This is a genomic window from Pseudanabaena sp. UWO310, assembly GCF_006861605.1.
Classification (GTDB): domain Bacteria; phylum Cyanobacteriota; class Cyanobacteriia; order Pseudanabaenales; family Pseudanabaenaceae; genus Pseudanabaena.
This window is the reverse complement of sequence record NZ_SELU01000027.1, coordinates 11,899-36,162: the sequence shown is the minus strand read 5'-3', so window position 1 is coordinate 36,162 and position 24,264 is coordinate 11,899. Positions and strand designations below refer to the sequence as shown.

The window sequence follows — 24,264 nt, the reverse complement described above, 5'->3', positions numbered from 1 at the left end:
AAGTCCTATGTCCCAAACGATCGCTGATATTAACGCCAAAATCAAAGCTGGTAAGGCTAAAGTACTCACTGCTACCGAACTCAAATCCCTTGTTGTGGATATCGGTGTTACTCAAGCTGCTAAACAGGTGGATGTGATCGTTACTGGTACATTTGAGCCAATGGAGTCATCGGGAGCAATTCTTAATTTGGGGCATACCGATCCTCCAATTAAGATTCGCACTTGTTGGATTGATGGTGTACCTGCCTACGCGGGGTTTGGTGCTGTCGATATCTATTTAGGAGCAACCCAAGAAGCCGATCCTAGCGACGAATCTCCTCAATATCGCGGTGGTGGTCATGCGATCGCCGATCTGATTGCTGGCAAAACATTGACCTTTAAAGCGATCGGACATCCCAATGATTGCTATCCCCGAGCTAATTTTGAAACTACGATTACGAAAGAATCGATCAATCAGTTCTATCTATTTAATCCTCGCAATCTTTATCAAAATTTTATTGTGGGAGTCAATGGAGGAGAAGAGACTCTATATACCTATCTAGGTCCTCTGCAACCCCGTTTGGGGAATGCGGTTTATTCCAATCCTGGAGCGATTTCGCCATTATGGAACGATCCAGATTTGCAGTTAATTGGTATTGGTACGCGCATATTTATGGGCGGGGGCATCGGCTATGTGGCATGGGAAGGAACCCAACATTTTCCATTACAAAAGCGCTTAGAGAATCGCACTCCCATAGGACCAGCGGCAACTCTAGCTCTGATTGGCGATGCCAAACAAATGACTGCGGAATGGGTGCGGGGTTGCTACTTTCGTAATTATGGTGCATCCTTAATGATGGGTGTAGCTGTTCCCCTTCCTGTAATTAATGAAGAAGTGGTCGCTAGAGCCGCAGTACTTGACGAAGAGTTGGTTGCGCCCGTGATAGACTTCTCTATTCCTCGGCGAGTGCGTCCGATTTTTGGTTCGGTTTCCTACGCGCAACTCAAGTCGGGCAAAATCACGATCGCGGGTTCTACGGTGCGTACTGCGCCTCTTGCCAGTTTACATCTATCGGAAGAAGCGGCTAAAACTCTCAAAGATTGGATTCTGAAAGCAGAATTTACGCTCACTGAACCCGTGGCGATGTTACCCAGCGATCGCGCTTTTTTACCGCAAGATGTCCGTGGTTTCTAATACCAAAGCTCAAAATGGCGTAGCCATTTTGAGCTTTGAAAACCCTTACTGGGTTTGGTGTTTAATTCACAAAAGTGTTGTCACACTTTCGTGAATTGGTATTATAGCTGTCGCCAATTGTACTAGGACATAACCCCCAAGAATTGAGTGGCGGCGCGAAGCGCCGCCACTCAATTCTTGGGGGTTTGATTTGTCCTAAGTCAAGTGACTGTAGCTATAAAAGCCTATGCCAAACGCTTAGCGTTTGGCATAGGCTTTGTTTTTATTTATCTAGCAGGTATTTGTTCTACTTCAGGTAATTGTTCCGCCTCCCAATGGCTCAGGATGATGGCGTTTACGCTATTACCAATAATATTTACGACAGTCTTTAACCCATCGGTGAGGCGATCGATACCCGCAACCAAGGCGATCGCTTCTAGGGGCAGTCCCGACGCTGATAGTACGGTTGCCATCGTAATCAATGCCGAACCTGGAACGCCAGGGGTACTAAAGGAAACAAGTAAACTACTAACGGCGATCGCCATTAACAGCGATGGTGTTAAAGGTACTTGATAAATCTGGGCGACAAATAAAGCGTTAAAACCTTGTAAAATTGCCGCACCATCACGTTTTAGGGCGGTTCCTAGAGGAATAGCAAAGCTGGCAATTTCTTCCCGCAAACCATAATTTTCTTGAATATTTTGTAAGACAACGGGCAAAGCAGCATTAGAACTAGCCGTCCCAAAAGCGAGCGCGATCGCTTCTGAGAGACTGCGGATAAATTTTACGGGATCGGCTTTGAGCAAAAACAGGATCGACATATCGAGGCTGAGCATGATCGAAGAAGCAATTACTAATCCCAAAACATAGAACAATAATTTGGCAACTAATTCTAAACCTTGGGTGGCGATCGTCGAACTCATCAGCGCAAAAACGCCTAGAGGAGCTACATACAAGATTACCGATAGAGTCCTTTCGCTAATGTGATAGATGCTTTCAATCAATTCGACAAAGGGCTTGGCTTTCTCCTTAGCAATTTGGATCCCAATTCCCAACAATACTGCGGAAAAGATGATTTGCAAAAGATTACCAGTACTAAGGGCTTCTAAAGGATTTACAGGAATTAAACTCACGAGCCAAGATAGGAGTGAAGGGGATTCCACCAGATTAATATCTGCGGATAGGGAAAAACCCGTCACACCGCTACCAGGCTGAATTATATAGGCTGTCCCCATACCCACTCCCAGAGCGATCGAGCTAGTCACTAGGTAACTGGTCATCAACTTGACCGTATATCTACCCACTTGACCAGCCCCTTGAATTCGGGTTAAACCCATAATTAAAGAGGAAAAAACAATGGGAACAACTACAAACTGAATCAGCCTTAAGAAAGACTCACCGACTGGAGCTAAAAAAACTTGGTTAATTAGTTCGATATTTTCAGGAAAAGTCGTATTCAGTAAAGTTCCAAACGCAACTCCAGCTACCAGCGAGATTAAAATAAATGTCGATAGATTCATATTTCCAATTACTAATTTAAAAACTACCACCATATCTGAGTCTTGCTAAGGCTTGCTATGTAGCTAGGCGCAATTAATATAAAATCCCAAAAGCTGTAGCGTACGCGCAGCCTGTGCTATATCTTTGGAATCTGGATTATTAGTTATGCCCAGCTATTTACTAAGTAGCGTTAGTAAACTTAAAACCTAGGAGTATATGCCGCTTAGTAGACGGAACAGGCTCTAGCTTCGGGTTGTAACTATGCTGAACTACTTAAGTAATTTTCAAGTCAGCGAGTTGCAGATGGTTGTTTCCTCACCGAATACAGGAAAACAATCCCGTACTTCACGGCGGTATAGCTCAAATTAACTCAGTGAGTATCCAAAGAAAGTCCAAAATGAACTGCGATCGCCGCTAACTCGCCGCTAGCTTCACAAGAACTCCAAGCAAGAATGTACTGACTCTCCTTTCTAGGCTTATGATAGCGATTGCTATATAATCAAGTTTGCTAGATTTCCCCTTATTAATGTTTAGATACGAAAAAAAGATGTTATGGCGGAGCGTTATGTTCGCGTAAAAACTTCCCAAGGAAAAGTTTATTACGGGCTGTTAGAGTTGAACCAATCTGTCAAGATCCTCAGTGCAGCACCTTGGCTGGGAGGGGAGCCAAATGGTGATTTACTTGCTCCAGATACCTACCAACTCTTAGTTCCCTGTGAACCGAGCAAGATTGTAGCTGTTGGTAAAAATTATTCCGCTCATGCCGCTGAGATGGGTGGTGAAGTGCCGAAAGAACCAATCCTATTTTTAAAGCCAACTACAACTTTAATCGATCCTGAAGGGGAAATAACCCTGCCACCACAGTCGAATCGGGTGGAGTATGAAGGCGAGTTGGCAATGGTAATCGGTTCCCATTGTTTTAATCTGACTCCCAAACAGGCGATCGCTGCCATTTGGGGCTACACGATCGCCAATGATGTCACCGCAAGAGATTTGCAAAGAAAGGACAGCCAATGGACTAGGGGAAAGGGGTTTGATACCTTTTGTCCGTTGGGACCTTGGATCGTGCGTGAAATCAGTCCCACAGCCATGCTACAAACCTTCGTCAATGACTTTAAGAAGCCTTTCCAGTCCGCCTCTATTGAGGAAATGGTGTTTTCTCCCGACTACATCGTGTCTTACATTAGCCAGATTATGACTTTGCTTCCAGGCGATATTATCCTGACGGGGACACCCGAAGGGGTAGGACCAATGGAGGCAGGCGATCGCATTTATATCGAAATTGAGGGGATTGGTAAACTGCAAAATACGGTAATTTTGCGATCGCCCTTACCCTCAGATAAAGAGTCAGATGAAGAAACCGAAGAAATCGATAAGTAAAAAAATTGCCGCAAAAAATTGCCGTGCATATTGCGGCAATTTTTTTGCGTGCAGGGGAACTTATTACTATCTCTGGCGGTCATAGGTCGATAGCAATCTCTATAGCTAATACCACAGCTCAAAATGGCTACGCCATTTTGAGCTGTGAAAACCCTTACTAGGTTTACTTTTTAATTCACAAAAGTGTTGTCACACTTTCGTGAATTGGTATAAATCATTTAGGTATTAAGTAGTCCAGCATAATTAAAAAACCCAGAGAGCGTACCGCCCGCTACGCGGGCGGTACGCTCTTCTAGGTCTTACTAGGCAGCAAAATATATCTGGGGGAAAGTTCGATCTGCTTATCAGTTTTTATATACTCGCTAATCCCACTAATCCTATGAATTACCCAACTCGCACCGCAACTCAATTTCTCAAAAAACAGATCAGCTATCTAGCGATCGCCTTAACTTTGCCCCTTGCGGCAATGCCCAGCTTTGCGCAGATCGTTCCCGTTGAGACTAACCCGAACTCAACCCCTTCGACAATTCCCTCCGATAAGCCTAGCGACAAAGCTGCCAATCCTTCAGATAACAAGACAGCTCGCTTTAGTTGTCAAATGCGAGAAGGTCAATACATCGTTGTCTATCAACCCAAGAGCCAACCGCAAAAATATTTCCCTTGGGCTGCGCCTGCGGCGATGGGTGATGGCTGGTCTCCCGAACGTCGTTGCAACGAAATCAGCCGTCGTCTCGAACTATACCGCCCCGATGGCTTGGTAGAAATGCGTACTAGCACTGAAAATGGCTATAACGTAGTCTGTGCAACTACCGATAAAAATTCTGCCTGTCGCATCGTGTTCACCGTGCCTAACGGGCAAGATCCGATCGCTACTCGTGACAAGGTTTTTGGAAATCTTGCTACGGCTGATAACGGTCAGCAAACTACCGCAGTCAATACCTATAGAGGACGCGATCGCTCTTTAGGCGATCTCAGCAGCGATCTGGGCTTAGGCATTGATTTGTCGGGAATCAATGGCGTGCTTGGTTCTGTCCTGTCACCAAACCGCTCAGGCTCTAATACTCCTACTAATTTGCGCGGTGGTAACCTTTACCTAAAACCATTCCTCGATCCCAGTGATGGTGGTACGGGTAACTTTGCAAACAGTGGCTTTAATAGCGGCGGCAGAAGACTCAATCCTGATAACTTTCGTTAACAAATGATTTGCAGCCCGAAAAAGTCAAACCCAAAAACTTGAAAGTGTTACTATGCAACACTTTCAAGTTTCGAGAGGGTTCTTAGATTGAAAATCGTTGTAGGAGCTAGAAATGACACGGGCTATTGTGTGCCAAACTTTATATGAGTCCGATTTCTTCCTATGGACTCAAGATACCGTAGCCAAACTCAAGGCTAGGGACTTTGATCATGTAGATCTTGAAAACTTAATAGAGGAGATCGAGAGCTTGGGCGCATCTCAGAAAAAGGAAGTCAGGAATCGGCTGCGGGTGTTACTTGCCCATCTACTCAAACGAATGTATGTCAATATGCCTGACTGTTTTGAAGGATGGGAAAATACGATCAGGACTCAACGGACTGATATCGAGATTGAGCTTGAAGATATGCCTAGCCTGAAAAAATTTTGGGATGAATTTTTTGATTCGGCTTGGAAGTATGCCTTAAAGGATGTTAGGGGTGAGTACGCTAAAAAAGGCTATCAATTTCCCGATACATGGCAGTTTGAGCGAGATATTGACTCAATGCTAAATGTTGATTTTTGGGAATAAAAAAGCGGCGCAAAGCGCCGCTTTTTTATGTATTAAGCTTCGTTCAAAGCAGCAATTCCAGGAAGGATTTTGCCTTCGAGCAATTCTAAGCTTGCCCCACCACCAGTGGAGATGTGGCTCATCTTGTCAGCAACACCCACCTTCTCAACAGCGGCTACGGAGTCACCACCACCGATGATGGTGATTGTGCCTTTACCTGTCAAGTCAGCAAGGGTATGGGCGATCGCTTCAGTACCAACGGCAAACTTATCAAATTCAAATACACCCATAGGTCCATTCCAAATCGCGGATTTGCAATCCGCAAGTGCTGCTTGAAATACCTTTACAGAGTCAGGACCAATATCCAAGCCCATCCAACCATCGGGAATATTTTCAATGCTGACGGTTTGAGAGTTAGCGTCAGGCTTAAAGTTATCCGCAACAACTACATCGGTAGGAAGCAAGAACTTCACACCACGCTCTGCGGCTTTCTTTTCAAGAGCGCGGGCTAGGTCTAGCTTATCTTCTTCAACGAGAGACTTACCAACATTCAAGCCACGAGCTTTGTAGAAAGTAAAAATCATACCGCCGCCAATGAGCAGTACATCAACCTTATCCAGCAAGGTTTCGATCACGCCGATCTTGCTGGAAACCTTGGAGCCGCCAACGATCGCTGCGAGTGGACGCTGAGGATTGTCGATCGCACCACTGAGATATTGCAATTCTTTGTCGAGCAAGAAACCAGCAACGGAGGTGCTGATGTACTTGGTTACGCCTTCAGTAGAAGCATGGGCACGGTGAGCAGTACCGAAAGCATCATTTACATAAATATCAGCTAAGGAAGCTAACTTTTTAGCAAATTCAGGATCGTTCTTTTCTTCTTCAGGATAGAAACGAACGTTTTCTAGCAAAGCGACATCACCATTGTTGAGGGCATTTACTTGAGCTGCAACCGCATCGCCGATGCAATCATCGGTTTTGACCACAGGCTTACCAAGCAATTCAGACAAACGGGCTGCAACAGGATTAAGACGAAGGCTTTCGGTAACACCCTTGGGTCTGCCGAAGTGACTGGTGAGGATTACGCGAGCGCCAGCTTCAGTCAAGTATTTAATAGTTGGCAGAGCCGCACGAATACGAGTATCGTCGGTAATTTTGCCAGTTTCATCTTGAGGAACGTTGAAATCAACTCTTACTAATACTTTTTTGCCTGCCAAGTCAGCAGAGGTCAAGCTTGCTAGATTCTTTTTTGCCATAAAAATTTAAGTTTTCAGTATATAAAATTGCTTTTTTACAAAGTCTTAATAATTTTACACAAATCTGTCCCCATCAACCTAATCGTGAGTAAAAATACTTACCACCAAAAAAGGTGATTATTTTATAAAAAATACTTGCATTGCAATTTACAGCGCTTTGCGCTCAAACCCGAAACAAGAAGATTTTTAAAAGCTTTGCTTTGCAAAGCTTTTAAAAATCTTCTTTTGGTTCGTTTGATCGATAATTGCTGTAAGGGCTATACGTATAGCTTACGTATAGCTATAGTCAGTAATCTTAGTAAATCAAACCCAATAGAGATTTGCGGCGCTTCGCGCCGCAAATCTCTATTGGGTTTGATGTCCTGACTTAAGTGAATATAGCTATAACATCAGTTATACCAATTCACGAAAGTGTGACACCACTTTTGTGAATTAAAAACCAAACCCAGTAAGGGTTTTCAAAACACAAAATGGCTACGCCATTTTGTGTTTTGGTATTAATATGCGATCGCCATAGAACTCTAATAGCCCCGTGTTAATCTATAGGTCTAGATTTGATGTTAGAGATTGCTATGACTGGATTTGTTGGATTACATGTTCATACTGAATATAGTTTGCTCGATGGGGCAAGCCAGATTCCTGATCTAGTTAGTCGTGCGGTGGAACTTGGGATGCCTGCGATCGCCTTGACCGATCATGGGGTGATGTATGGGGCGATCGAGCTGATCAAAACCTGCAAATCTAAGGGAATTAAGCCAATTATTGGCAATGAAATGTATGTTTTAAATGGGGACATTACCAAGCAGGAGAAAAAGAAAAAATATCACCAATGCGTTCTTGCCAAAGATACTCAGGGCTATCGTAATCTCGTTAAACTAACTTCCATTTCCCATTTGCAGGGCTTTCAGGGGAAAGGAATTTTTGCGCGTCCCTGCATCAGTAAAGATTATCTTCTGCAATACAAAGAAGGTTTGATACTTACTTCGGGATGTTTAGCAGGAGAAGTTCCGCAGGCGATTATGAAAGGCGATCCTGAAGAAGCGAGACGAGTGGCGGCTTGGTATAAGGAACATTTTGGCGATGATTATTATTTAGAAATTCAAGATCACGGCTATCCTGAAGATCGGATTGTGAATGTGGAGATTTTTAAGATTGCAAGGGAATTGGATATTCGCGTAATTGCTACTAATGATTCTCACTTTACATCCTGCTCCGATGTGGAAGCCCACGATGCGTTGCTTTGTATTCAAACAGGAAAACTCATTTCCGATGAGAAGCGCCTCCGCTATAGCGGCATGGAATATCTCAAGTCCTATGATGAGATGAAGCAGCTATTTCGCGATCATTTGGAAGATGAGTTAATTGAGGAAGCCCTCGCCAATACCCTTCATGCCGCCAATAAAGTCAAGCCCTACGACCTCATGCGCGATCCCCGTGCTGCCGACTATCCGATTCCTGAAGGACATACTGCGGACACCTATTTTGAGGAGGTCACATGGCAAGGTTTACTGCAAAGATTTAATGTCAAAACCCATGCGGAGATTCCCCAAAATTACCAAGAGCGTCTGCGTTTTGAATTGGGAATCATCATGCAAATGGGCTTTGCCACTTATTTTCTTGTGGTGTGGGACTATATTAAATATGCCAGAGATAAACAGATTCCCGTCGGGCCAGGGAGAGGCAGTGCGGCGGGTTCTCTTGTGGCATATTCCTTAGGAATTACGAATATTGACCCGATTCATCATGGACTGCTCTTTGAAAGATTCCTTAATCCTGAACGGAAGTCGATGCCTGATATTGATACGGACTTCTGTATCGATCACCGTGGGGAATTGATTGATTATGTCACTCAGCGCTATGGTCAGGAACGGGTCGCGCAGATTGTCACCTTTAACCGCTTGACTTCTAAGGCAGTGCTTAAGGATGTGGGACGGGTGCTAGATGTGTCCTATAGCGAAGCCGACAAGATGGCGAAGATGATTCCCGTATCGCGAGGGAAACCAGCAAAGTTAAAGGTGATGATTTCCGAGGAGTCGCCAGCACCAGAATTTCGCGATCGCTATAAGCAAGATGCCAAAGTTTTTGAATGGCTAGACATGGCGATGCGCATCGAAGGTGTGAACAAAAGTTCAGGCGTTCATGCGGCGGGTGTGGTGATTTCTCCATTTCCATTAGATGAAGTTGTGCCATTGCAACGCAGCAATGAAGGTCAGGTGGTCACGCAATACACAATGGAGGATTTAGAATCCCTCGGTCTATTAAAAATGGACTTCTTGGGATTACGGAACTTAACCACGATTGAGCATACCAGTAAGCTAATTCGCGACAATCAAGATCCACATTTCCATATCGATGCGATCGCCCCTGATATGTCCACGGAGGCAAACCAAAAAACCTATAAGCTATTAGAAAAAGGCGATCTCGAAGGAGTATTCCAATTGGAATCGTCAGGCATGAAGCAGATCGTCAAGGATCTCAAGCCTTCTAATATTGAAGATATTTCTTCGATTCTGGCGCTTTATCGTCCCGGTCCCTTGGATGCGGGACTAATTCCCAAGTTCATTAATCGTAAGCATGGGCGAGAAGCGATCGAGTATCAGCACCATACTTTAGAACCAATTTTAAATAATACATACGGTGTATTATGCCTCGCAAAAGGAACATTAATTGCTAGACCAGATGGCACAAGTACCGCAATTGAGAACATTCGCAAAGGCGATCTAATTCTCTCGTCCGATGGTAAGCGTGTATGGTCAGCAAAAGTTGCGAAACAATGGGAAAGCGGCATTAAATCAATTGTCAAAATTACACTTTCCACAGGTGCAGAAATTTACTGCACGCCAGAGCATCGCTTTCTTACGCCAGAAGGCGATCGCTTTGCCTATGAATTAAAGCCTTTAACTGAGACGGAAAATGCTATCACTTATGGATCAACACTTTTGCAGTTAGATCCTAATTCTTTGAATGCAGTAATTCCCGTATTTGTAGTATCCGTTGAAGATTGGGGAACTGCTGAATGCTTTGATATTGAAATGGTAGAGCAAAGTTCTCCCTATTTTCTTGCCAATGGAGTCGTTACCCATAACTGTTATCAAGAGCAGATCATGAAAATGGCTCAGGAACTGGCAGGATATTCTCTGGGTGCGGCGGACTTATTGCGGCGGGCGATGGGTAAAAAGAAACCTGAAGAAATGGAAAAACAGCGTTCTATTTTCCTTGATGGTTGCGCGAAGAATGGAATTAGAAAAGAAATTTCTAATGACCTCTTCGATCAGATGGTTCTCTTTGCGGAGTATTGCCTCAGCTACGATACTTTGGTGCGAACTGTGGAATATGGCTTAATGCCCATCGGTAAAATCGTGGAGCATCAAATTGAATGTCAGGTTTACAGTGTTGATGAGAATGGATTTGTCTATACGCAACCGATCGCCCAATGGCACGATCGCGGTAATCAAGAAGTCTTTGAGTATGAGCTAGAAAATGGCGATCGCATCAAAGCTACTAAGGATCATAAGTTTATGACTACTGATGGTGAGATGGTGGCGATCGATGAGATTTTTGAGAAAGGGTTAGATTTGCTTTGTTACAATAACGATCAAGACTAAATATAGTCAAAGAGGTTACAAACTGATGACTGTTACCACTACTAGAAAAATCACCTTTGAAGAATATCTGACCTATGATGACGGCACTGATAAGCGTTATGACTTTAATGATGGAGAACTAATTGAAGTGACTCCAGCAACGGTTTTGCATAACGATGTGATGATGTTCTTGGCATTTTTTTTACAGTCAGCAGTACAGGAGTATCAATTACCTTACTGTGTACGAGTTAATAGCACTGAAATATTTAATGGTAAACGCACGCGCCGACCTGATGTATTGGTGATGACTCTAGAGCAGAAACGGGGATTAGGTAATCAGCCTGATATGTTGTATGAACCTTGCCTATTAGCAATTGAGATTGTTAGTCCAACTTGTCGTACTGTGGATACTGTAGAAAAGCGCGAAGAATATGCTCAATTTGGCATCCCCGAATATTGGATTGTAGATTTTCTATTAGGTACTTTTTCGGTGCTTAGTTTAGTAAATGGAACTTATGTTGAGAAGGTTTATCGAGAGAATAACCAAATTATTTCTAATATTTTCCCTAAGCTAAGTTTGTCTATGAATCAGGTTATGGCAGATAGATGATCGCACTAAAGCTACCAAGGATCATAAGTTCATGACAACTGACGGTGAGATGGTGGCGATCGCTAAGATTTTCGAGCGTGGGTTGGATTTGGCGATCAATACTAATTTCTAAAATCATTGCGGGAAGATGACTAAACAATTAATACAGCTTAAATTAAACGAATTTATTCTCCAGTTTTCCGAGGAAGAGTGGTGTGAGGTTACCCTTATAATTTCTGGTCAAAGTCATTATCTCGGAGCAGATTCAAGAAACTTGGTTTTGCAGAGATTTCTCAATGGTTTTACTAAAGACTTTGATTTTTCTAGTGGCAAAATTAATGGAGTTCCAATTTCATGTGTACTGACTCTGTTTGAAGCTCACCACACAATATATTTGGGTGAAATAGATGGCAAGCGATGTCTGTATTTTCAAGATGGCGATGGGCAGATTATTGCAGAAGTTCTATTGCCAGCCTCAGATTTATCGCTTTGGATAGAGAATTTAAGGGAGCATATAAAAGCAAGTGAGGTTTGAATAACTTCCTATTCTTATAAAGAAAGAAATGTTTTTGACCTTTCATCAATGTGGATCTGAAATAGCTTTTCAGAGGTAGGGATCATAAGTTTATGACTAATGATGGTGAGATTGTGGCGATCGCTAAGGTTTTCGAGCGTGGGTTAGATTTGGCGATAGCTATAACAACAATTTTCACACTTTATCACTAGAATGTAGATACAATAGATATACATTGTTTGGGTTATTGATTATGACAGCCGCGATCGCAAAGTGGGGTAATAGCTTAGCTGTACGCATTCCTCAAGCTATGGCTGAACAGTTACAAATTCAAGCAGGAAGCGAAATCAACATAGAAATTATTGATGGCAAGATCATTTTGACACCGCATCGTCGTAAAAAATATACCCTAGACGAATTACTCGATAATATGACCGTAGAGCATCTCCATCCAGAAATTTCTACAGGTGTTTCTGTTGGTAATGAGGCATGGTAAATCTATACATTCCAGATCGTGGTGATATTGTCTGGTTAGATTTAGATCCGCAGGCTGGACATGAACAAGCTGGTCATCGTCTAGCTTTCGTAATTTCGCCGCTAGCCTATAACCAAAGATCAAATTTGGCTCTGTTTTGTCCCATTACTTCCAAGATTAAGGGATGGAAGTTTGAAGTAATCCTTATGGATAGTAAAATTAAGGGAGCGATTCTTGCTGATCAGATTAAGAGCTTAGACTGGCAAGCGAGAAAAATAGATTTTATTGAGAAGGCTTCAGAAAATATCATTAATGAAGTCATTGGCAAGATTGAGACACTTTTAAACTAATTTGCGATCGCGGTAATCAGGCAGTCTTTGAGTATAGCTACAGTCACTTGAATGAGGACAAATCAAACCCCAAGAATTGACTGGCGGCGCGAAGCGCCGCCAGTCAATTCTTGGGGTTTATGTCCTAATACACTTGGCGACAGCTATATGAGTTAGAAAATGGCGATCGCATTAAATCTACTAAGGGCTAATAAGGATCATAAGTTCATGACTATTGATGGAGAGATGGTGGCGATCGATGAGATATGGGACTTGCGATTTAATGAGGTACCAAATATAAAACCAGAATCGGTGGCGCGGCGGAGCCGCGCCACCGATTCTGGTAAATCTGGACTGGTATCTTATTTTCTCGCAAGTCCCTATTTGCGCGTGAGTTAGATCCGTCATTATAGAGGATAAATTTTGATGGGAAGGAGCCGCATGAGGGCTTGCCCTAATCGATAGGCTTGCGTGTCATACATGGGCAGCTCGATCGCCGCAGGGAGACTTTGCATAAACCGCCTTGCCACCTCAAGATCGCACCCAGAAATATTTTTGAGCTTATTTCCCGCATCTAGTAATACACTGGAATTGAGCGGTCTTTTGGCGCGTAACTGCCATTGCTTTGGGGAATGGAGATTCCCCAACTCGATCCGCCGCAGCCCAGAAATGGAAGCTAAAACTGTCAGGCGATCGCCTGCTTTCATAACCTCATCATCGGAAGGCATATAAAACTCACAATGTCCATCTGCCTTAGGTTGTTGCGTTTTTAAATAGACAGGGACAACGGTATAGCCATAGGCAATTTGCGAGAGATTCTTGCCAATTAAAGTATCGTTTTCGGAGATGACATATTCGGCAACTAAAACTGTGCGCTGATTAAGGCGAAAAAGACTCAGCATAGTTTCACCAAAAGCTGCTCCTGCAAAGGCTTCTGCTGAAAGAGCATAGGCACATAACGATTGAGATTTGGGTAAGAGTTCCGAAAGATTGTCGCTAAAGTAGCGATCGTAGGTACGGATTGCCAAATTCATTTGCCGATTGTTCTTTTTCGCCGCATCACGGGCGAAAAGTGCTGCTTCGAGATTGAGCATTTGATCGTCGGTAACGGAGAGCATACTCTTCGCGCTAGCTAGATTAGTCTTTGACAATTCTTCGATGATATTGCCAGTTAACCAAGGTACTTTATCGGCAAGATCGCAATCATGGGGATTCTCACTGACTATTACAAAGGGAAGTTTTAATTTAAATAGAAGATCAGCGATTCTCTGTCCGAGCCTCCCAAATCCAATTAGAATAATGTGATCTTTTTTCGGCAGAGGAAGCGATCGCTTAAAAAATTCAAATTTAGAACTGAGGATCTGATCGGTAACTAATCCCACCACTCCCAACACAAACAGCAAGCTGATTAAGGTAATCAATACACAAAATAGCATTAACCATAAAGGGACTTGATCCTCTCCTCCCAATCCGCCAAAGACATCGCCATAACCACCTAAAAGCAAAATGATACTGGTGGAAATAGCCTTCTGCCATGAAATATTCGGCACATTAAAAAACAAAATAACAGAACTAAGCGTTAACAAGGAAATTGCCGTAATTGCGCCCCATAGCACGAGGCGACGGGACTTCTCGGCTTGAAACCAAGAGACTATTTGCTTCCATTGAGATGTCCAGAACGCCGAACTGATAAATTTGCGTAACTGGAGATTAATTTTTTGGGAAATGGAAATATTGGGATAGGAGGAAAGATCAATTAATTCTGGATGACGATGGATTGTGGGGAAATCATGTTCTACATACTCGATACATACAATCTCATCGCCAACTTGGATAGTCCGATCAGGCTGCCATTGAAAAAAAAGGCGATCGGATTGGGACTCAGCAAGACTTAAAAGCCGAGAGTGCTTTTTATGCAATTGGAAAGCGGGAATTCTCAAAAACTGATAATCATTGGGCTCTATGGTATAGCTCACGACGCGCAATTTATGAACACCCAGTTGAAATAACCCTAGGGTATCCTCGCCCAAACCCGCTACGGCAAAGGCGGCCGCAGGTAAGTCCACAGGATCGAGGGCAACAAAGTTTCCTAATTGCTCTTTGAGTAATTGATTGAGATTTTGCCTTGAGGAGCGCACCACAATATGAATGTGGGGATTGAGCCGACGCACGGCGATCGCCGTTTCAATATTGACATTATCGTTGCTAGTCACCAATAAAATTGCCCGACAATCAGCGATTCCCGCTTTAATTAACACTTCGGAACGGCGGCAATCTCCCAAAATGATGGGTTCGTCAAGAAACTCGTGGAAGTTATCAAATTCCATTAGTTCTGGCTTTACCCTATCGATGGCGCGGATTTTTACTTCATACTCTCGATAGGAAAACTTCTTTAAATTAAATACGGTATGCTGTCCAAGGCTGCCTAGCCCGCAAACAATAAAGCGATCGGCGATCGTTATTTCCTTTGGATTTTCGGGCTGTATGCTTTTCTCTTCGATAGCTACAGAAATCTGATCTTGAGAAAGGACTATCTTTTCTATCCACAAAGGTAAGGGTTGCCCGAACAAAAATGCATAAATTTTTGCTGACTCCAACCGATTATCAATGTCGCTAAGACAGTTAGCGATCGCCCCTACTAAACTTTGGCGATCGCCAAAGTAGGTAGACTCCAGCAAAATATGTATTTCTTGGCGCTTTTGTCTGATGGTGACATTTACTTTGATTTCTAAGTCAAGTAAACAATTTTTAATGAGAGCTGCCAGCGATCGCATTCTTTAGTAGATTTTAAGACTCGTTAATTTATCAAGACATTTATCATAAACCACGAAGATTAATAGAAGATTATCTCGTAATACCAATTCACGAAAGTGTGACAACACTTTCGTGAATTAAACACCAAACCCAGTAAGGTTTTGAGATTCCCAAAATGGCGTTGCCATTTTGGGAATTGGTATAAGTCAAAAAAACAAAACCAGAGAGCATATCGCCCGCTGAGCGGGCGATATGCTCATTTGGATTTTAAGTTTACTTATGCCTAGCTACTTAGTTCAGCATACTTTTCGCTTGCCTATGTACAGCGCTTTGCGCTCAAACCTAAACTAAGGGAATTTTTAAAAGCGTTGCTTTGCAACGCTCTTAAAAATTCCCTTATGGTTCGTTTGATCGGTAATTGCTGTAAATACTGACTTTGTTTGTCGAATGGGGAGATCGATCGCAAATATAGTTCCTTTTCCTATGCTTGACTCACAGCGCATTGAGCCTTTGTGTCTCTCTGTCACGATTTGGTAACTAATTGATAAGCCTAAACCAGTACCTTTGCCAACGGGTTTAGTCGTGAAGAAAGGATCGAAAATTCGAGCTTGCAAGTCTTCAGGTATGCCAATCCCATTGTCGGCGATCGCAATCTGTACCCAATCATCATTCACTACTTGAGTCGTAATCCAAATTCTACGAGACTGCTTTTTGTGACTCTGTACAGATTCTTCCAGAATATAGATTGCATTGGATAATAGATTCATGAATACTTGATTGATTTTACTTGGATAGCATTCCACCAAAGGTAATTCCCCATAATCTTTGAGCACTTCAATATTTTCAGAATCCGCTATCCCTCTCAATTTATGATCCAAAATATTTAACGTATTGTCGATACATTCATGGAGATCGACTGCCATTAATTCAGACCGATCCAACCAAGAGAAATTCTGAAGCGATACGACAATTTGTCTGATACGGTTCGTACCTGATTGCATTGATTGCAGGATTTTTCCTAAATCCTCACTGAGAAAATCAAGTTCCAGCTCATCTAGGATAGATAGTATCTTTTTAGGTGGATTGGGATAATGGGATTGATAGACTTGGACTAATTTCAGTAAGTCCTTGCTATAGCGATCGACATGGGAAAGATTGCCGTGAATAAAACTAACAGGATTATTAATTTCATGGGCTATCCCTGCTACCAGTTGACCTAAGGAAGACATTTTTTCACTCTGTACCATCTGTAATTGAGTGCTACGAAGTTCCTCTAATATTTCTTGTAAATGACTATTTTTACTATGTAATTCTTGAGTGCGTTCGGCTACCTTTAGTTCTAAAATCTGGCTATATTCCTCAAGTTGTTGAGTTTTTACCTTTAACTGTTCTGATAATTGTCGTAATTCTTTTTCAATTAATTCTCTTTTTATATTCTCAGTGCGTAAGGGGCTATAAATAAAGTAATAAAGGGCTGGGGCGACGAGGATCGACAGTAAAGCACCATCAAGCAAGGCTTCCTCAATCTCAGAGAGTTTTGGTATAGCCATAAAAAAGAACATAACTATTACCTCGGCACAAAATATCCAAAATGCTGTGCCAATGAGGAAAAAGAGGGGAGACTTACTTTTTGCTAGCTTCACAAACCATCGAACTGCGGAGAAATGCTTTACAAATTTAATAAATTTAAAAGATTTGGGAAATTCACGCAGGTAGATAGTTCCTTCTGAAGGACTAACATTTTTTGAAGATGTTTTTTTCATAAACTTATAAAGTATTTGTCAAGAGTCTGAATTTAGATTTACCCCATCTAAACCAGTGCGAAGTGTTTTCATAGTCACGGGAACATGTTATGAAGGATAATCGGATTTTATAATGTTTGAAAATTCATGTCTGTTCGAGTTCGCATTGCACCAAGTCCCACGGGTAATCTGCACATAGGCACTGCCCGCACGGCTGTATTTAACTGGCTGTATGCCCGTCACCATCAAGGGACATTTATCCTGAGGATCGAAGATACCGATCGCGAGCGGTCTAAAGATCAATATACCCAAAATATCTTGGAAGGATTAGCATGGCTGGGGATTGATTTTGATGAAGGACCATTTTTTCAAACACAACGGAGCGATCGCTATATTGCCGCAGTCCACAAATTGCTAGCCGAGAAAAAAGCTTACTTCTGTTACTGCACCGAAGCAGAGTTAGAGGCAATGCGGGAAACCCAAAAAGCCAATAAGCAAGCCCCCCGCTACGATAATCGCCATCGCCACCTCACCGACGAGCAACGTCAAGCCTTTGAAGCCGAAGGTCGTCGTCCTGTAGTCCGCTTCGTGATTGAGGAACCACGCAATATCTCATGGCATGACCTCGTACGCGGCACGGTGTCTTGGAATAGCAGCGATCTCGGCGGTGATATGGTGATTGCCCGCGTTGATGATCAAGGCAATATAGGCTTGCCACTGTATAACTTTGCGGTGGTTGTCGATGATATTGATATGGAAATCACCCAAGTAATTCGTGGGGAAGATCACATCGCTAATACTGCCAAACAGATTTTAATTTACGAAGCCTTGGGCGCGAAAGCACCCCAGTTCGGACATACGCCCCTCATTCTGAACCAACAAGGGGCAAAAATTTCTAAACGGGATGGCGCAACTTCAGTTTGGGAATTTCGGAATATGGGCTATATTCCTGAAGCCTTTAATAACTATATGGCGTTACTTGGTTGGTCACCTTCGGACGGTAAGGAGTTATTTAGCATCCAAGAGGCCGCCCAGATTTTCAGTTTCGATCGCGTTAATAAGGCTGGGGCAAAATTTGATTGGGATAAACTGAATTGGATTAATAGCCAATACTTACACTCATTACCTACGGAAGATGTTTGCGATCGCTTGACTCCATTTCTTCAGGAAGCTGGCTACGACCTTACATCCGTCGATCGTCAATGGCTCCTCGACTTGACCAAGCTGATTGCCCCAAGTTTGACGGTCTTGACCGATGCCGCCACAATTAGCAAGTTTTTCTTCACTGAGTTTGAAGAATACACCGATGAGGCAAAGGCAACTCTCCAAGGTGATGCGATCGCGGGGATTATCACCGCACTTATCGAAGCGCTCCAAGAAACGTCCGAACTGGATGCCGATCTTGCGGGGGAAGTCATCAAGACCGTCACTAAGTCGCAAGGGGTGAAGAAAGGCGTTGTCATGAAGTCGCTGCGGGCTGCCCTTACGGGTGATCTGCATGGACCAGAGATTCTACCAACCCTTGTACTGCTCCATCGTAAGGGGATTGCCTTGCAACGGCTACAAAGAGCAGTTACAGCATAGATAATACCAAGGTAAGAAATGGCGTAGCCATTTCTTACCGCGCTTTGCGCTCAAACCCAAACCAAGGAAATTATTGAAAGCGTTGCGAAGCAACGCTTTCAATAATTTCCTTGTGGTTCGTTTGATCGATAATTGCTGTAATACCAATTCATGAAAGTGTGACAACACTTTCATGAATTAAACATCAAACCCAGTAAGGTTTTGCGATTCCCAAAATGGCAACACCATTTTGGGAATTGGTATAATTGGAAAACTTTTTTGAGCGCAAAGCGCTGAATGACACTTACTTTCAGGCTAATCATTAGATAGGGGAACAGATCTTACTTTTCCCGTTATCTTGCTGTTTCAGCATAACCGCCAATATTCCTACCGCCACAAGCCTTATTCCAGCGTTGTACATTGTCATTAAGTAACACTTATTGCAAATACAGTTAATCCTGAAACTCTTTCCTAGAAGGCATTTCAGAGATGACGTGAAAAGTAAGGGGAACAGATAGGGGAAGTTTAATGATGCATTCAGTTCCGACCTCTCGTGGTACAACCTGAAGATCTCCCCCATGCTCCCGAACGATGTTGTAACTAACAGACAGCCCTAAACCCACACCCTTACCGACGGGCTTGGTTGTAAAAAATGGATCGAAAATAGAATTTTGAACTTCTTGGTTAATACCCACGCCATTATCAATAACCTTGACTGCGATCGCGCGATCGCTTAACTCAGTGCGAATAGTAATTTCTGGCGATCGCTCATGCATCACCCCCTCTACAGCATCAATGGCATTGGTAATGATAGACATAAAAACTTGGTTAAGCTGCGACGCATTACAATCTAACATCGGTAAATCGTCATACTCACGCTTAATATGGATATGCTTAAGGCGATGCTGTAAAAGTAAAAGCGTATTATCAAGCCCCTCATGCAAATCGGATTCCTTTTTCTTGGCTTCATCCAAACGAGAAAAGTTACGCAAGGACAGCACTATTTGATTGATGCGTTCTGCACCTTTTTTAACAGAAGATAGAGTATTTGGTAGATCGCCAATAAGGAATTCCAAGTCTATCTCTTTGACTTTGGTTTGAATCTTGTCGCTAGGATCTGACTCATCCTGATAGAGTTTGAGAAGCTCTAGTATTTCTAGCAATTGAGCATGAATATACCCGATATTACCGCAAATAAAGTTGATGGGATTATTCATTTCATGGGCAATACCTGCGACTAATTGCCCTAGACTAGACATCTTTTCCGAATGAATAAGTTGAGCCTGTGTATTTTTTAATTCTGCTACGGTTTGTTGGAGTTGTTGGTTGCTTTCGCGTAGAGACTCTTCTACCTTCTGTCTTTCTATGATATTTTCGCTTAGAGTCGAGACATGTTTGCGTAATTCTAATTGAGTAATTACCTCCCTACCTAGGGTTTGCAATGCTTTAAGCTGCTCTGTGCTGAGATTTTTGGGAGTGCGATCGATGACGCAAAGTGTTCCCAAGGCAAAACCATCGGGAGTTACTAAGGGAGTTCCCGCATAGAATTGAATATTTGGTTCATCTACTACCAAAGGATTATTCGCAAATCGTTCGTCCTCATGGGTATTGGGTACGACCAAGGGAGTAGATTGGAGAATTGCATGAGCGCAGAAGGCAAGATCTCTTGAAGTTTCCGAAGTGTCTATTCCAATTTTGGACTTAAACCATTGGCGATTAGCATCAACTAAGCTGATAAGTGCAATGGGAGTACCGCAAATATATGCAGCCAGAGATGTTAGCTCATCATAGGTTTCCTCTGGAAGCGTATCGAGAATGTTGTACCTTTGTAAAGCAGCTAAACGCTCTACCTCATTGGCTGGAACAGGGGTTTTTGAATGCATGATAAATATGTGTATTGATTAAAGTGAAAGTTAACAACTGCTTAAAAAGATGATAGATTCTTATAGTAAGCAGAGAATAAGGTGAATTTCAGACAACTAATTTCAGAAAATAGAAGAAAAATATGAATCAATATAGTCATGGGTTTACAAATAATCTCTTTGAGCGTGAACTGAAACAATTTGTAATGACTTTCAAATCCAAGAGATTCAGAATATTTACTTCTAAGTTCATTTAGCTTTTTAATATTCAGCTTTTTAATGTTTAGTTGTTTGTCATTTATTTGGTTACTTATCCCCCATTTATAATCTAAATCATTTCTTTACTTGCTGTCAAACAGAATAATCGATTGCTCTTGATTAATCCCTCTAAAGTATTGTAAAAGCTAGAGTCTAGGTTTAATACAGGACAAAACAATACACATCACCTTAAAGAATGAAATTATTGATAAATATTTCTATTACTACATTATTTAGCAATTTTAGTTGGCAATCTTAAATCTTTCCGTGATTTTAGTTGGCAATCTCGAATCATTAAAAAAGATGTTTTCTAGAACTATTTATGCAAAAACAATTCGCCAATTGTCCTTGTATATGATTCATTTAGGACAACCATATAGTTTTTTTATAGTTTTATACTTGTTTTATGTTTGTTTTCTAGATTTTATTGTTTTAGCTGAAATTAAAGTTTTTAGATGAATGAAGCAAGATAAATTTCCACATTATTTTCTTGGTTTGTGATGGGGGAATACAATTGCGATTGTTTATTGTAAATCCGATAGAAGCTGTTATAGATACTGCTAAATAGCGCAATATTTGACGTAAGGCTTGCTTGGGAGATAAAACCCTAAAGATGGATGGCGGCGCGAAGCGCCGCCATTCATCTTTAGGGTTTTATCTCCGTCCTAGTAGTTTTGGAAATATAGCGATCGCCAAATGTACTAAGACATAAACCCCAAGAATTGACTGGCGGCGCTTCGCGCCGCCAGTCAATTCTTGGGGTTTGATTTGTCTTAATTCAAGTGAATGTAGCTATACATTTGGAAATACAATGGTTAGCGAATTACTATAGCGCTTGCCAGTTATGAGTTGCCCCAATTATCGAGAGACAGTTTCGACTTTGGTCGCCGAATTTGCCTTCACCGCATCCGATCGCGATAAAGCTGGTGGTACGCCAAAGCACGAACGCGATCGCATCCGAGAATGCGGGTTGCTAAAAATTGCGATTCCCAAAATTTATGGTGGTTGGGGATTATCTTGGGATGAAGTATTTAAAATCAGTCGTGAGTTTGCCAAGGTTGACAGTGCGATCGCCCATGTCTACTCCTACCATCACCTTGGCGTAACGATTCCGCATATATTTGGCTCTGAGGAACAGAAGGAAAAATTCTACACCGAAACGATCAGCAATAATTGGTTTTGGTGTAATGCGCTCAATCCCCTAGATCGGCGATCGACCCTCACCAGAGATGGTGACATCTGGCGATTAAATGGCATTAAAAGTTTTTGTTCGGGCTCCAAAGATTCCGATATTTTACCCATCACAGCCGTAGATCGAGAGACCTCGGAGTTAATAGTTTTAGCGATTCCGACCAAACGCGAAGGCGTAACTATTCACGATGATTGGGACAATATTGGACAGCGTCAGACCGATAGCGGTAGCATCAGCTTCGATCAAGTGGAAGTATTTCCCCAAGAAATCTTTGGCGATCGCCATCAAAGCGATCGCCCTTTTAAAACGATTCGTGCTTGTCTGACACAATTAAATCTCGCCAATATCTATTTAGGCCTTGCGATCGGCGCTTTTGCTTCGGCGCGGGAATATACCCAAACCGAAACTCGAGCATTCCTGAATTCAGGGGTAGCTAAGGCAACCCAAGATCCCTATATCCTCGAAAAATATGGTGATATGTGGGTAGATCTGCAAGCTACTGAAGCCCTTGTCGATCGCGCAGGATTAGCATTACAAGCCGCATGGGAAAGGGAATGGGATCTCACGGCGAACGAAAGGGGCGAAACAGCGATCGCGATCGCGACAGCCAAGGTTGCCGCTCACAAGGTCGGCTTAGACGTAACTAGCCGTATTTTTGAGGTGATGGGCGCGAGATCGACCGCCGCCAAATATGGATTTGACCGCTATTGGCGAAATTTACGGACTTTTACGCTGCACGATCCCGTGGAATATAAAATTAAGGCGATCGGGGATTGGGCGCTTAACCATCAAATTCCCACTCCCGATTTTTATATTTAATACCAAAGTTCAAAATGGCTACGCCATTTTGAACTTTGAAAATCCTTACTGGGTTCGTTTTTTATAGCTATCGCCTGTACTAGGACATAAACCCCAAGAATTGACTGGCGGCGCGAAGCGCCGCCAGTCAATTCTCGGGGTTTGATTTGTCCTAATTCAAGTGACTGTAGCTATACAAACAAAAGTGTTGTCGCACTTTCGTGAATTGGAAAAACCAAAACCAGAAGAGCATACCGCCCGCTGCGCGGGCGGTATGCTCTTCTGGTTTTTAAGTTTACTTATGCCTAGCTACTTATAACGTGAGTTCGGGATAATTTGAAACGGACTTTGAGAATTTGCCAACTTAACCCGAACTGACGTTATTTACAGCAATCATCGATCAAACGAACCACAAGGAAATTTTTGAAAGCGTTGCTTCTCAACGCTTTCAAAAATTTCCTTGGTTTGGGTTTGAGCGCGAAGCGCTGTAAGTAACTGGGTGAAATTTTTTCTTGTATTAATGCTATCTGTATCAACCCTCAAAAACAAAGTAATATTACTTACGGTCTTCGTCTAGAGATGTATAAATATGATGCGAATACTGGCCTTGGTTCCAGGTGGGACTGGCGATCAGTTACTGTTTTTCCCGACATTGGATACCCTCAAGCAGCAGTACCCCAATGCCGAGATTGATGTGGTAGTAGAGCCACGGGCAATGGCAGCTTATCGCGTTTGCCAATCTGTCAACCGAGTGCTCAAGTTTGACTTTAAAGATCGTAACTCTCTGGCTGATTTTGGTAATTTGCTTGGGACGATCCGCGATCGCGAATATGATGCCGCGATCGTTACTCAGCCGAATTTATCCATAAACGTCCTGTTATGGTTGAGCGGTATCCCCAAACGGATTTCCTTCAAGGGTCAGGGTGACTTTTTGCTTACGGATATTATTGCTATAGATCCGCAGGAATACACCGCAGTCCAAAACCATAACTTGTTGATGGCAGTAAATATCCAAAAACAATGTCCACCCATTAAAGTTAATCTCCCCAAAAATGATTTGGACTGGTCAACTAACGAACAAAAGCGTCTAGGCATTCAACAAAGTGGCTTCATTTTGCTCAATTGTGGTGCTTACGCTAATTATCCTGCGGCAAGCTGGGCAACGATCGCTAAGGATCTCCAAGCAAAACAGCCAAATTTGCCCATTGTGGCGATCGATAGCGTTAACAATGCCGATCTCCTAAAACAGTTAACCACCCTAGTTCCTAACCTTTTAATTACGAGCCCTACGGATATTGGCAAGCTGACTGCTTTTATTGCCTCAGCCAATTTATTTATTTGTGCGGAGGGTGATGCAATGCAGCTAGGCGTTGCTGTGGGTACGGCTTTAGTCGCCATTTTAGGAGCCAATACGCCTGCGGGTAAATCTCTACCGATCGCCGAAAAACGGATCAAATACGTACAGGCAAGTGCGGGGCAGTCGCTCAAGGCTGTCGATCCCCTTATCGTTTTAGAGACAATCTGGGCTGGCTAGTTTACCCGAAGGAGAAGGCTCGCTTTGCGAGCCTTCTGC

19 protein-coding genes are annotated in these 24,264 nt (G+C 42.7%); 13 read left to right on the top strand and 6 right to left on the bottom strand.

Features of this window, described 5'->3' with window-relative positions:
• The first annotated feature begins 7 nt into the window (after positions 1–7).
• The gene (locus PseudUWO310_RS10810) at positions 8–1,174 is read left to right on the top strand and encodes a homocysteine biosynthesis protein (protein WP_142601005.1); all 1,167 of its coding nucleotides are present in this window, start codon (positions 8–10) and stop codon (positions 1,172–1,174) included.
• A 266-nt stretch (positions 1,175–1,440) separates the two neighbouring features.
• Here PseudUWO310_RS10810 and PseudUWO310_RS10805 read toward each other — a convergent pair whose 3' ends face one another.
• Positions 1,441–2,673, bottom strand: coding sequence for a dicarboxylate/amino acid:cation symporter (locus PseudUWO310_RS10805; protein ID WP_142601002.1), 1,233 nt, complete (start codon positions 2,671–2,673; stop codon positions 1,441–1,443).
• 532 nt (positions 2,674–3,205) lie between these two features.
• Between PseudUWO310_RS10805 and PseudUWO310_RS10800 the strand changes: the two genes are divergently transcribed.
• The 3 genes from PseudUWO310_RS10800 to PseudUWO310_RS10790 all read left to right on the top strand — a co-directional run bounded on the left by PseudUWO310_RS10800 (position 3,206) and on the right by PseudUWO310_RS10790 (position 5,796).
• Positions 3,206–4,033 carry a fumarylacetoacetate hydrolase family protein gene (locus PseudUWO310_RS10800; protein WP_142600999.1) on the top strand — a complete coding sequence of 276 codons (828 nt, stop codon included), beginning with the start codon at positions 3,206–3,208 and terminating at the stop codon, positions 4,031–4,033.
• Between the two features lie 379 nt (positions 4,034–4,412).
• The gene (locus tag PseudUWO310_RS10795; protein WP_142600997.1) at positions 4,413–5,228 is read left to right on the top strand and encodes a COP23 domain-containing protein; all 816 of its coding nucleotides are present in this window, start codon (positions 4,413–4,415) and stop codon (positions 5,226–5,228) included.
• Positions 5,229–5,340: 112 nt separating this feature from the next.
• Positions 5,341–5,796, top strand: coding sequence for a DUF29 domain-containing protein (locus tag PseudUWO310_RS10790; RefSeq protein ID WP_142600994.1), 456 nt, complete (start codon positions 5,341–5,343; stop codon positions 5,794–5,796).
• Positions 5,797–5,828: 32 nt separating this feature from the next.
• Here the strand turns inward: PseudUWO310_RS10790 and PseudUWO310_RS10785 are convergent, their stop codons facing one another.
• Positions 5,829–7,031 carry a phosphoglycerate kinase gene (locus tag PseudUWO310_RS10785; RefSeq protein WP_142600992.1) on the bottom strand — a complete coding sequence of 401 codons (1,203 nt, stop codon included), beginning with the start codon at positions 7,029–7,031 and terminating at the stop codon, positions 5,829–5,831.
• Between the two features lie 572 nt (positions 7,032–7,603).
• Between PseudUWO310_RS10785 and dnaE the strand changes: the two genes are divergently transcribed.
• Together dnaE and PseudUWO310_RS10775 are read left to right on the top strand one after the other, a co-directional pair.
• Positions 7,604–10,636 (top strand): DNA polymerase III subunit alpha, encoded by a 3,033-nt coding sequence (gene dnaE, locus PseudUWO310_RS10780; RefSeq protein ID WP_190315981.1) that lies wholly within the window; start codon positions 7,604–7,606, stop codon positions 10,634–10,636.
• Between the two features lie 25 nt (positions 10,637–10,661).
• Positions 10,662–11,225: a Uma2 family endonuclease gene (locus PseudUWO310_RS10775; RefSeq protein ID WP_142600987.1), complete on the top strand. Its 564-nt coding sequence runs from the start codon at positions 10,662–10,664 to the stop codon at positions 11,223–11,225.
• On the opposite strand, the gene PseudUWO310_RS23610 is transcribed toward PseudUWO310_RS10775, so the two are convergent.
• Positions 11,209–11,343 (bottom strand): hypothetical protein, encoded by a 135-nt coding sequence (locus tag PseudUWO310_RS23610; RefSeq protein ID WP_263363420.1) that lies wholly within the window; start codon positions 11,341–11,343, stop codon positions 11,209–11,211. The genes PseudUWO310_RS10775 and PseudUWO310_RS23610 overlap by 17 nt on opposite strands.
• Positions 11,344–11,352: 9 nt before the next feature.
• On the opposite strand from PseudUWO310_RS23610, the gene PseudUWO310_RS10770 reads away from it, so the two are divergent.
• The 4 genes from PseudUWO310_RS10770 (at position 11,353) to PseudUWO310_RS10755 (ending at position 12,921) form a co-directional block, all read left to right on the top strand.
• Positions 11,353–11,739 (top strand): hypothetical protein, encoded by a 387-nt coding sequence (locus tag PseudUWO310_RS10770; protein ID WP_142600985.1) that lies wholly within the window; start codon positions 11,353–11,355, stop codon positions 11,737–11,739.
• Positions 11,740–11,971: 232 nt separating this feature from the next.
• On the top strand, positions 11,972–12,214 hold the full coding sequence (locus PseudUWO310_RS10765) for an AbrB/MazE/SpoVT family DNA-binding domain-containing protein (RefSeq protein WP_142600982.1): 243 nt from the start codon (positions 11,972–11,974) through the stop codon (positions 12,212–12,214).
• Positions 12,208–12,543 (top strand): endoribonuclease MazF, encoded by a 336-nt coding sequence (gene mazF, locus PseudUWO310_RS10760; protein ID WP_142600980.1) that lies wholly within the window; start codon positions 12,208–12,210, stop codon positions 12,541–12,543. Before PseudUWO310_RS10765 ends, mazF begins: the two co-directional genes overlap by 7 nt.
• Positions 12,544–12,750: 207 nt before the next feature.
• On the top strand, positions 12,751–12,921 hold the full coding sequence (locus PseudUWO310_RS10755; RefSeq protein WP_190315980.1) for a hypothetical protein: 171 nt from the start codon (positions 12,751–12,753) through the stop codon (positions 12,919–12,921).
• 8 nt (positions 12,922–12,929) lie between these two features.
• On the opposite strand, the gene PseudUWO310_RS10750 is transcribed toward PseudUWO310_RS10755, so the two are convergent.
• Together PseudUWO310_RS10750 and PseudUWO310_RS10745 are read right to left on the bottom strand one after the other, a co-directional pair.
• On the bottom strand, positions 12,930–15,296 hold the full coding sequence (locus tag PseudUWO310_RS10750; protein ID WP_142600976.1) for a potassium channel family protein: 2,367 nt from the start codon (positions 15,294–15,296) through the stop codon (positions 12,930–12,932).
• 339 nt (positions 15,297–15,635) lie between these two features.
• Positions 15,636–17,039, bottom strand: coding sequence for a sensor histidine kinase (locus tag PseudUWO310_RS10745; RefSeq protein WP_223805619.1), 1,404 nt, complete (start codon positions 17,037–17,039; stop codon positions 15,636–15,638).
• A gap of 126 nt (positions 17,040–17,165) precedes the next feature.
• Here PseudUWO310_RS10745 and gltX point away from each other — a divergent pair, with 126 nt between their 5' ends.
• Positions 17,166–18,602, top strand: coding sequence for a glutamate--tRNA ligase (gltX, locus tag PseudUWO310_RS10740; RefSeq protein ID WP_142600974.1), 1,437 nt, complete (start codon positions 17,166–17,168; stop codon positions 18,600–18,602).
• 431 nt (positions 18,603–19,033) lie between these two features.
• Here gltX and PseudUWO310_RS10735 read toward each other — a convergent pair whose 3' ends face one another.
• Positions 19,034–20,464 carry an ATP-binding protein gene (locus PseudUWO310_RS10735; protein ID WP_142600971.1) on the bottom strand — a complete coding sequence of 477 codons (1,431 nt, stop codon included), beginning with the start codon at positions 20,462–20,464 and terminating at the stop codon, positions 19,034–19,036.
• 1,081 nt (positions 20,465–21,545) lie between these two features.
• Between PseudUWO310_RS10735 and PseudUWO310_RS10730 the strand changes: the two genes are divergently transcribed.
• On the top strand, positions 21,546–22,712 hold the full coding sequence (locus PseudUWO310_RS10730; protein WP_142600969.1) for an acyl-CoA dehydrogenase family protein: 1,167 nt from the start codon (positions 21,546–21,548) through the stop codon (positions 22,710–22,712).
• Between the two features lie 568 nt (positions 22,713–23,280).
• Positions 23,281–24,225, top strand: coding sequence for a glycosyltransferase family 9 protein (locus tag PseudUWO310_RS10725; protein ID WP_142600966.1), 945 nt, complete (start codon positions 23,281–23,283; stop codon positions 24,223–24,225).
• Positions 24,226–24,264: the final 39 nt, after the last annotated feature.

Coding starts and splice junctions, on each gene's coding strand:
- PseudUWO310_RS10735 (WP_142600971.1), bottom strand. CDS start 20,464: ATGCATTCAAAAACCCCTGTTCCAGCCAATGAGGTAGAGCGTTTAGCT.
- PseudUWO310_RS10770 (WP_142600985.1), top strand. CDS start 11,353: ATGACTAAACAATTAATACAGCTTAAATTAAACGAATTTATTCTCCAG.
- PseudUWO310_RS10795 (WP_142600997.1), top strand. CDS start 4,413: ATGAATTACCCAACTCGCACCGCAACTCAATTTCTCAAAAAACAGATC.
- PseudUWO310_RS10730 (WP_142600969.1), top strand. CDS start 21,546: ATGAGTTGCCCCAATTATCGAGAGACAGTTTCGACTTTGGTCGCCGAA.
- PseudUWO310_RS10800 (WP_142600999.1), top strand. CDS start 3,206: ATGGCGGAGCGTTATGTTCGCGTAAAAACTTCCCAAGGAAAAGTTTAT.
- gltX (WP_142600974.1), top strand. CDS start 17,166: ATGTCTGTTCGAGTTCGCATTGCACCAAGTCCCACGGGTAATCTGCAC.
- PseudUWO310_RS10775 (WP_142600987.1), top strand. CDS start 10,662: ATGACTGTTACCACTACTAGAAAAATCACCTTTGAAGAATATCTGACC.
- PseudUWO310_RS10805 (WP_142601002.1), bottom strand. CDS start 2,673: ATGAATCTATCGACATTTATTTTAATCTCGCTGGTAGCTGGAGTTGCG.
- PseudUWO310_RS10765 (WP_142600982.1), top strand. CDS start 11,972: ATGACAGCCGCGATCGCAAAGTGGGGTAATAGCTTAGCTGTACGCATT.
- mazF (WP_142600980.1), top strand. CDS start 12,208: ATGGTAAATCTATACATTCCAGATCGTGGTGATATTGTCTGGTTAGAT.
- PseudUWO310_RS23610 (WP_263363420.1), bottom strand. CDS start 11,343: ATGATTTTAGAAATTAGTATTGATCGCCAAATCCAACCCACGCTCGAA.
- PseudUWO310_RS10790 (WP_142600994.1), top strand. CDS start 5,341: ATGACACGGGCTATTGTGTGCCAAACTTTATATGAGTCCGATTTCTTC.
- PseudUWO310_RS10750 (WP_142600976.1), bottom strand. CDS start 15,296: ATGCGATCGCTGGCAGCTCTCATTAAAAATTGTTTACTTGACTTAGAA.
- dnaE (WP_190315981.1), top strand. CDS start 7,604: ATGACTGGATTTGTTGGATTACATGTTCATACTGAATATAGTTTGCTC.
- PseudUWO310_RS10810 (WP_142601005.1), top strand. CDS start 8: ATGTCCCAAACGATCGCTGATATTAACGCCAAAATCAAAGCTGGTAAG.
- PseudUWO310_RS10725 (WP_142600966.1), top strand. CDS start 23,281: ATGATGCGAATACTGGCCTTGGTTCCAGGTGGGACTGGCGATCAGTTA.
- PseudUWO310_RS10745 (WP_223805619.1), bottom strand. CDS start 17,039: ATGAAAAAAACATCTTCAAAAAATGTTAGTCCTTCAGAAGGAACTATC.
- PseudUWO310_RS10755 (WP_190315980.1), top strand. CDS start 12,751: ATGACTATTGATGGAGAGATGGTGGCGATCGATGAGATATGGGACTTG.
- PseudUWO310_RS10785 (WP_142600992.1), bottom strand. CDS start 7,031: ATGGCAAAAAAGAATCTAGCAAGCTTGACCTCTGCTGACTTGGCAGGC.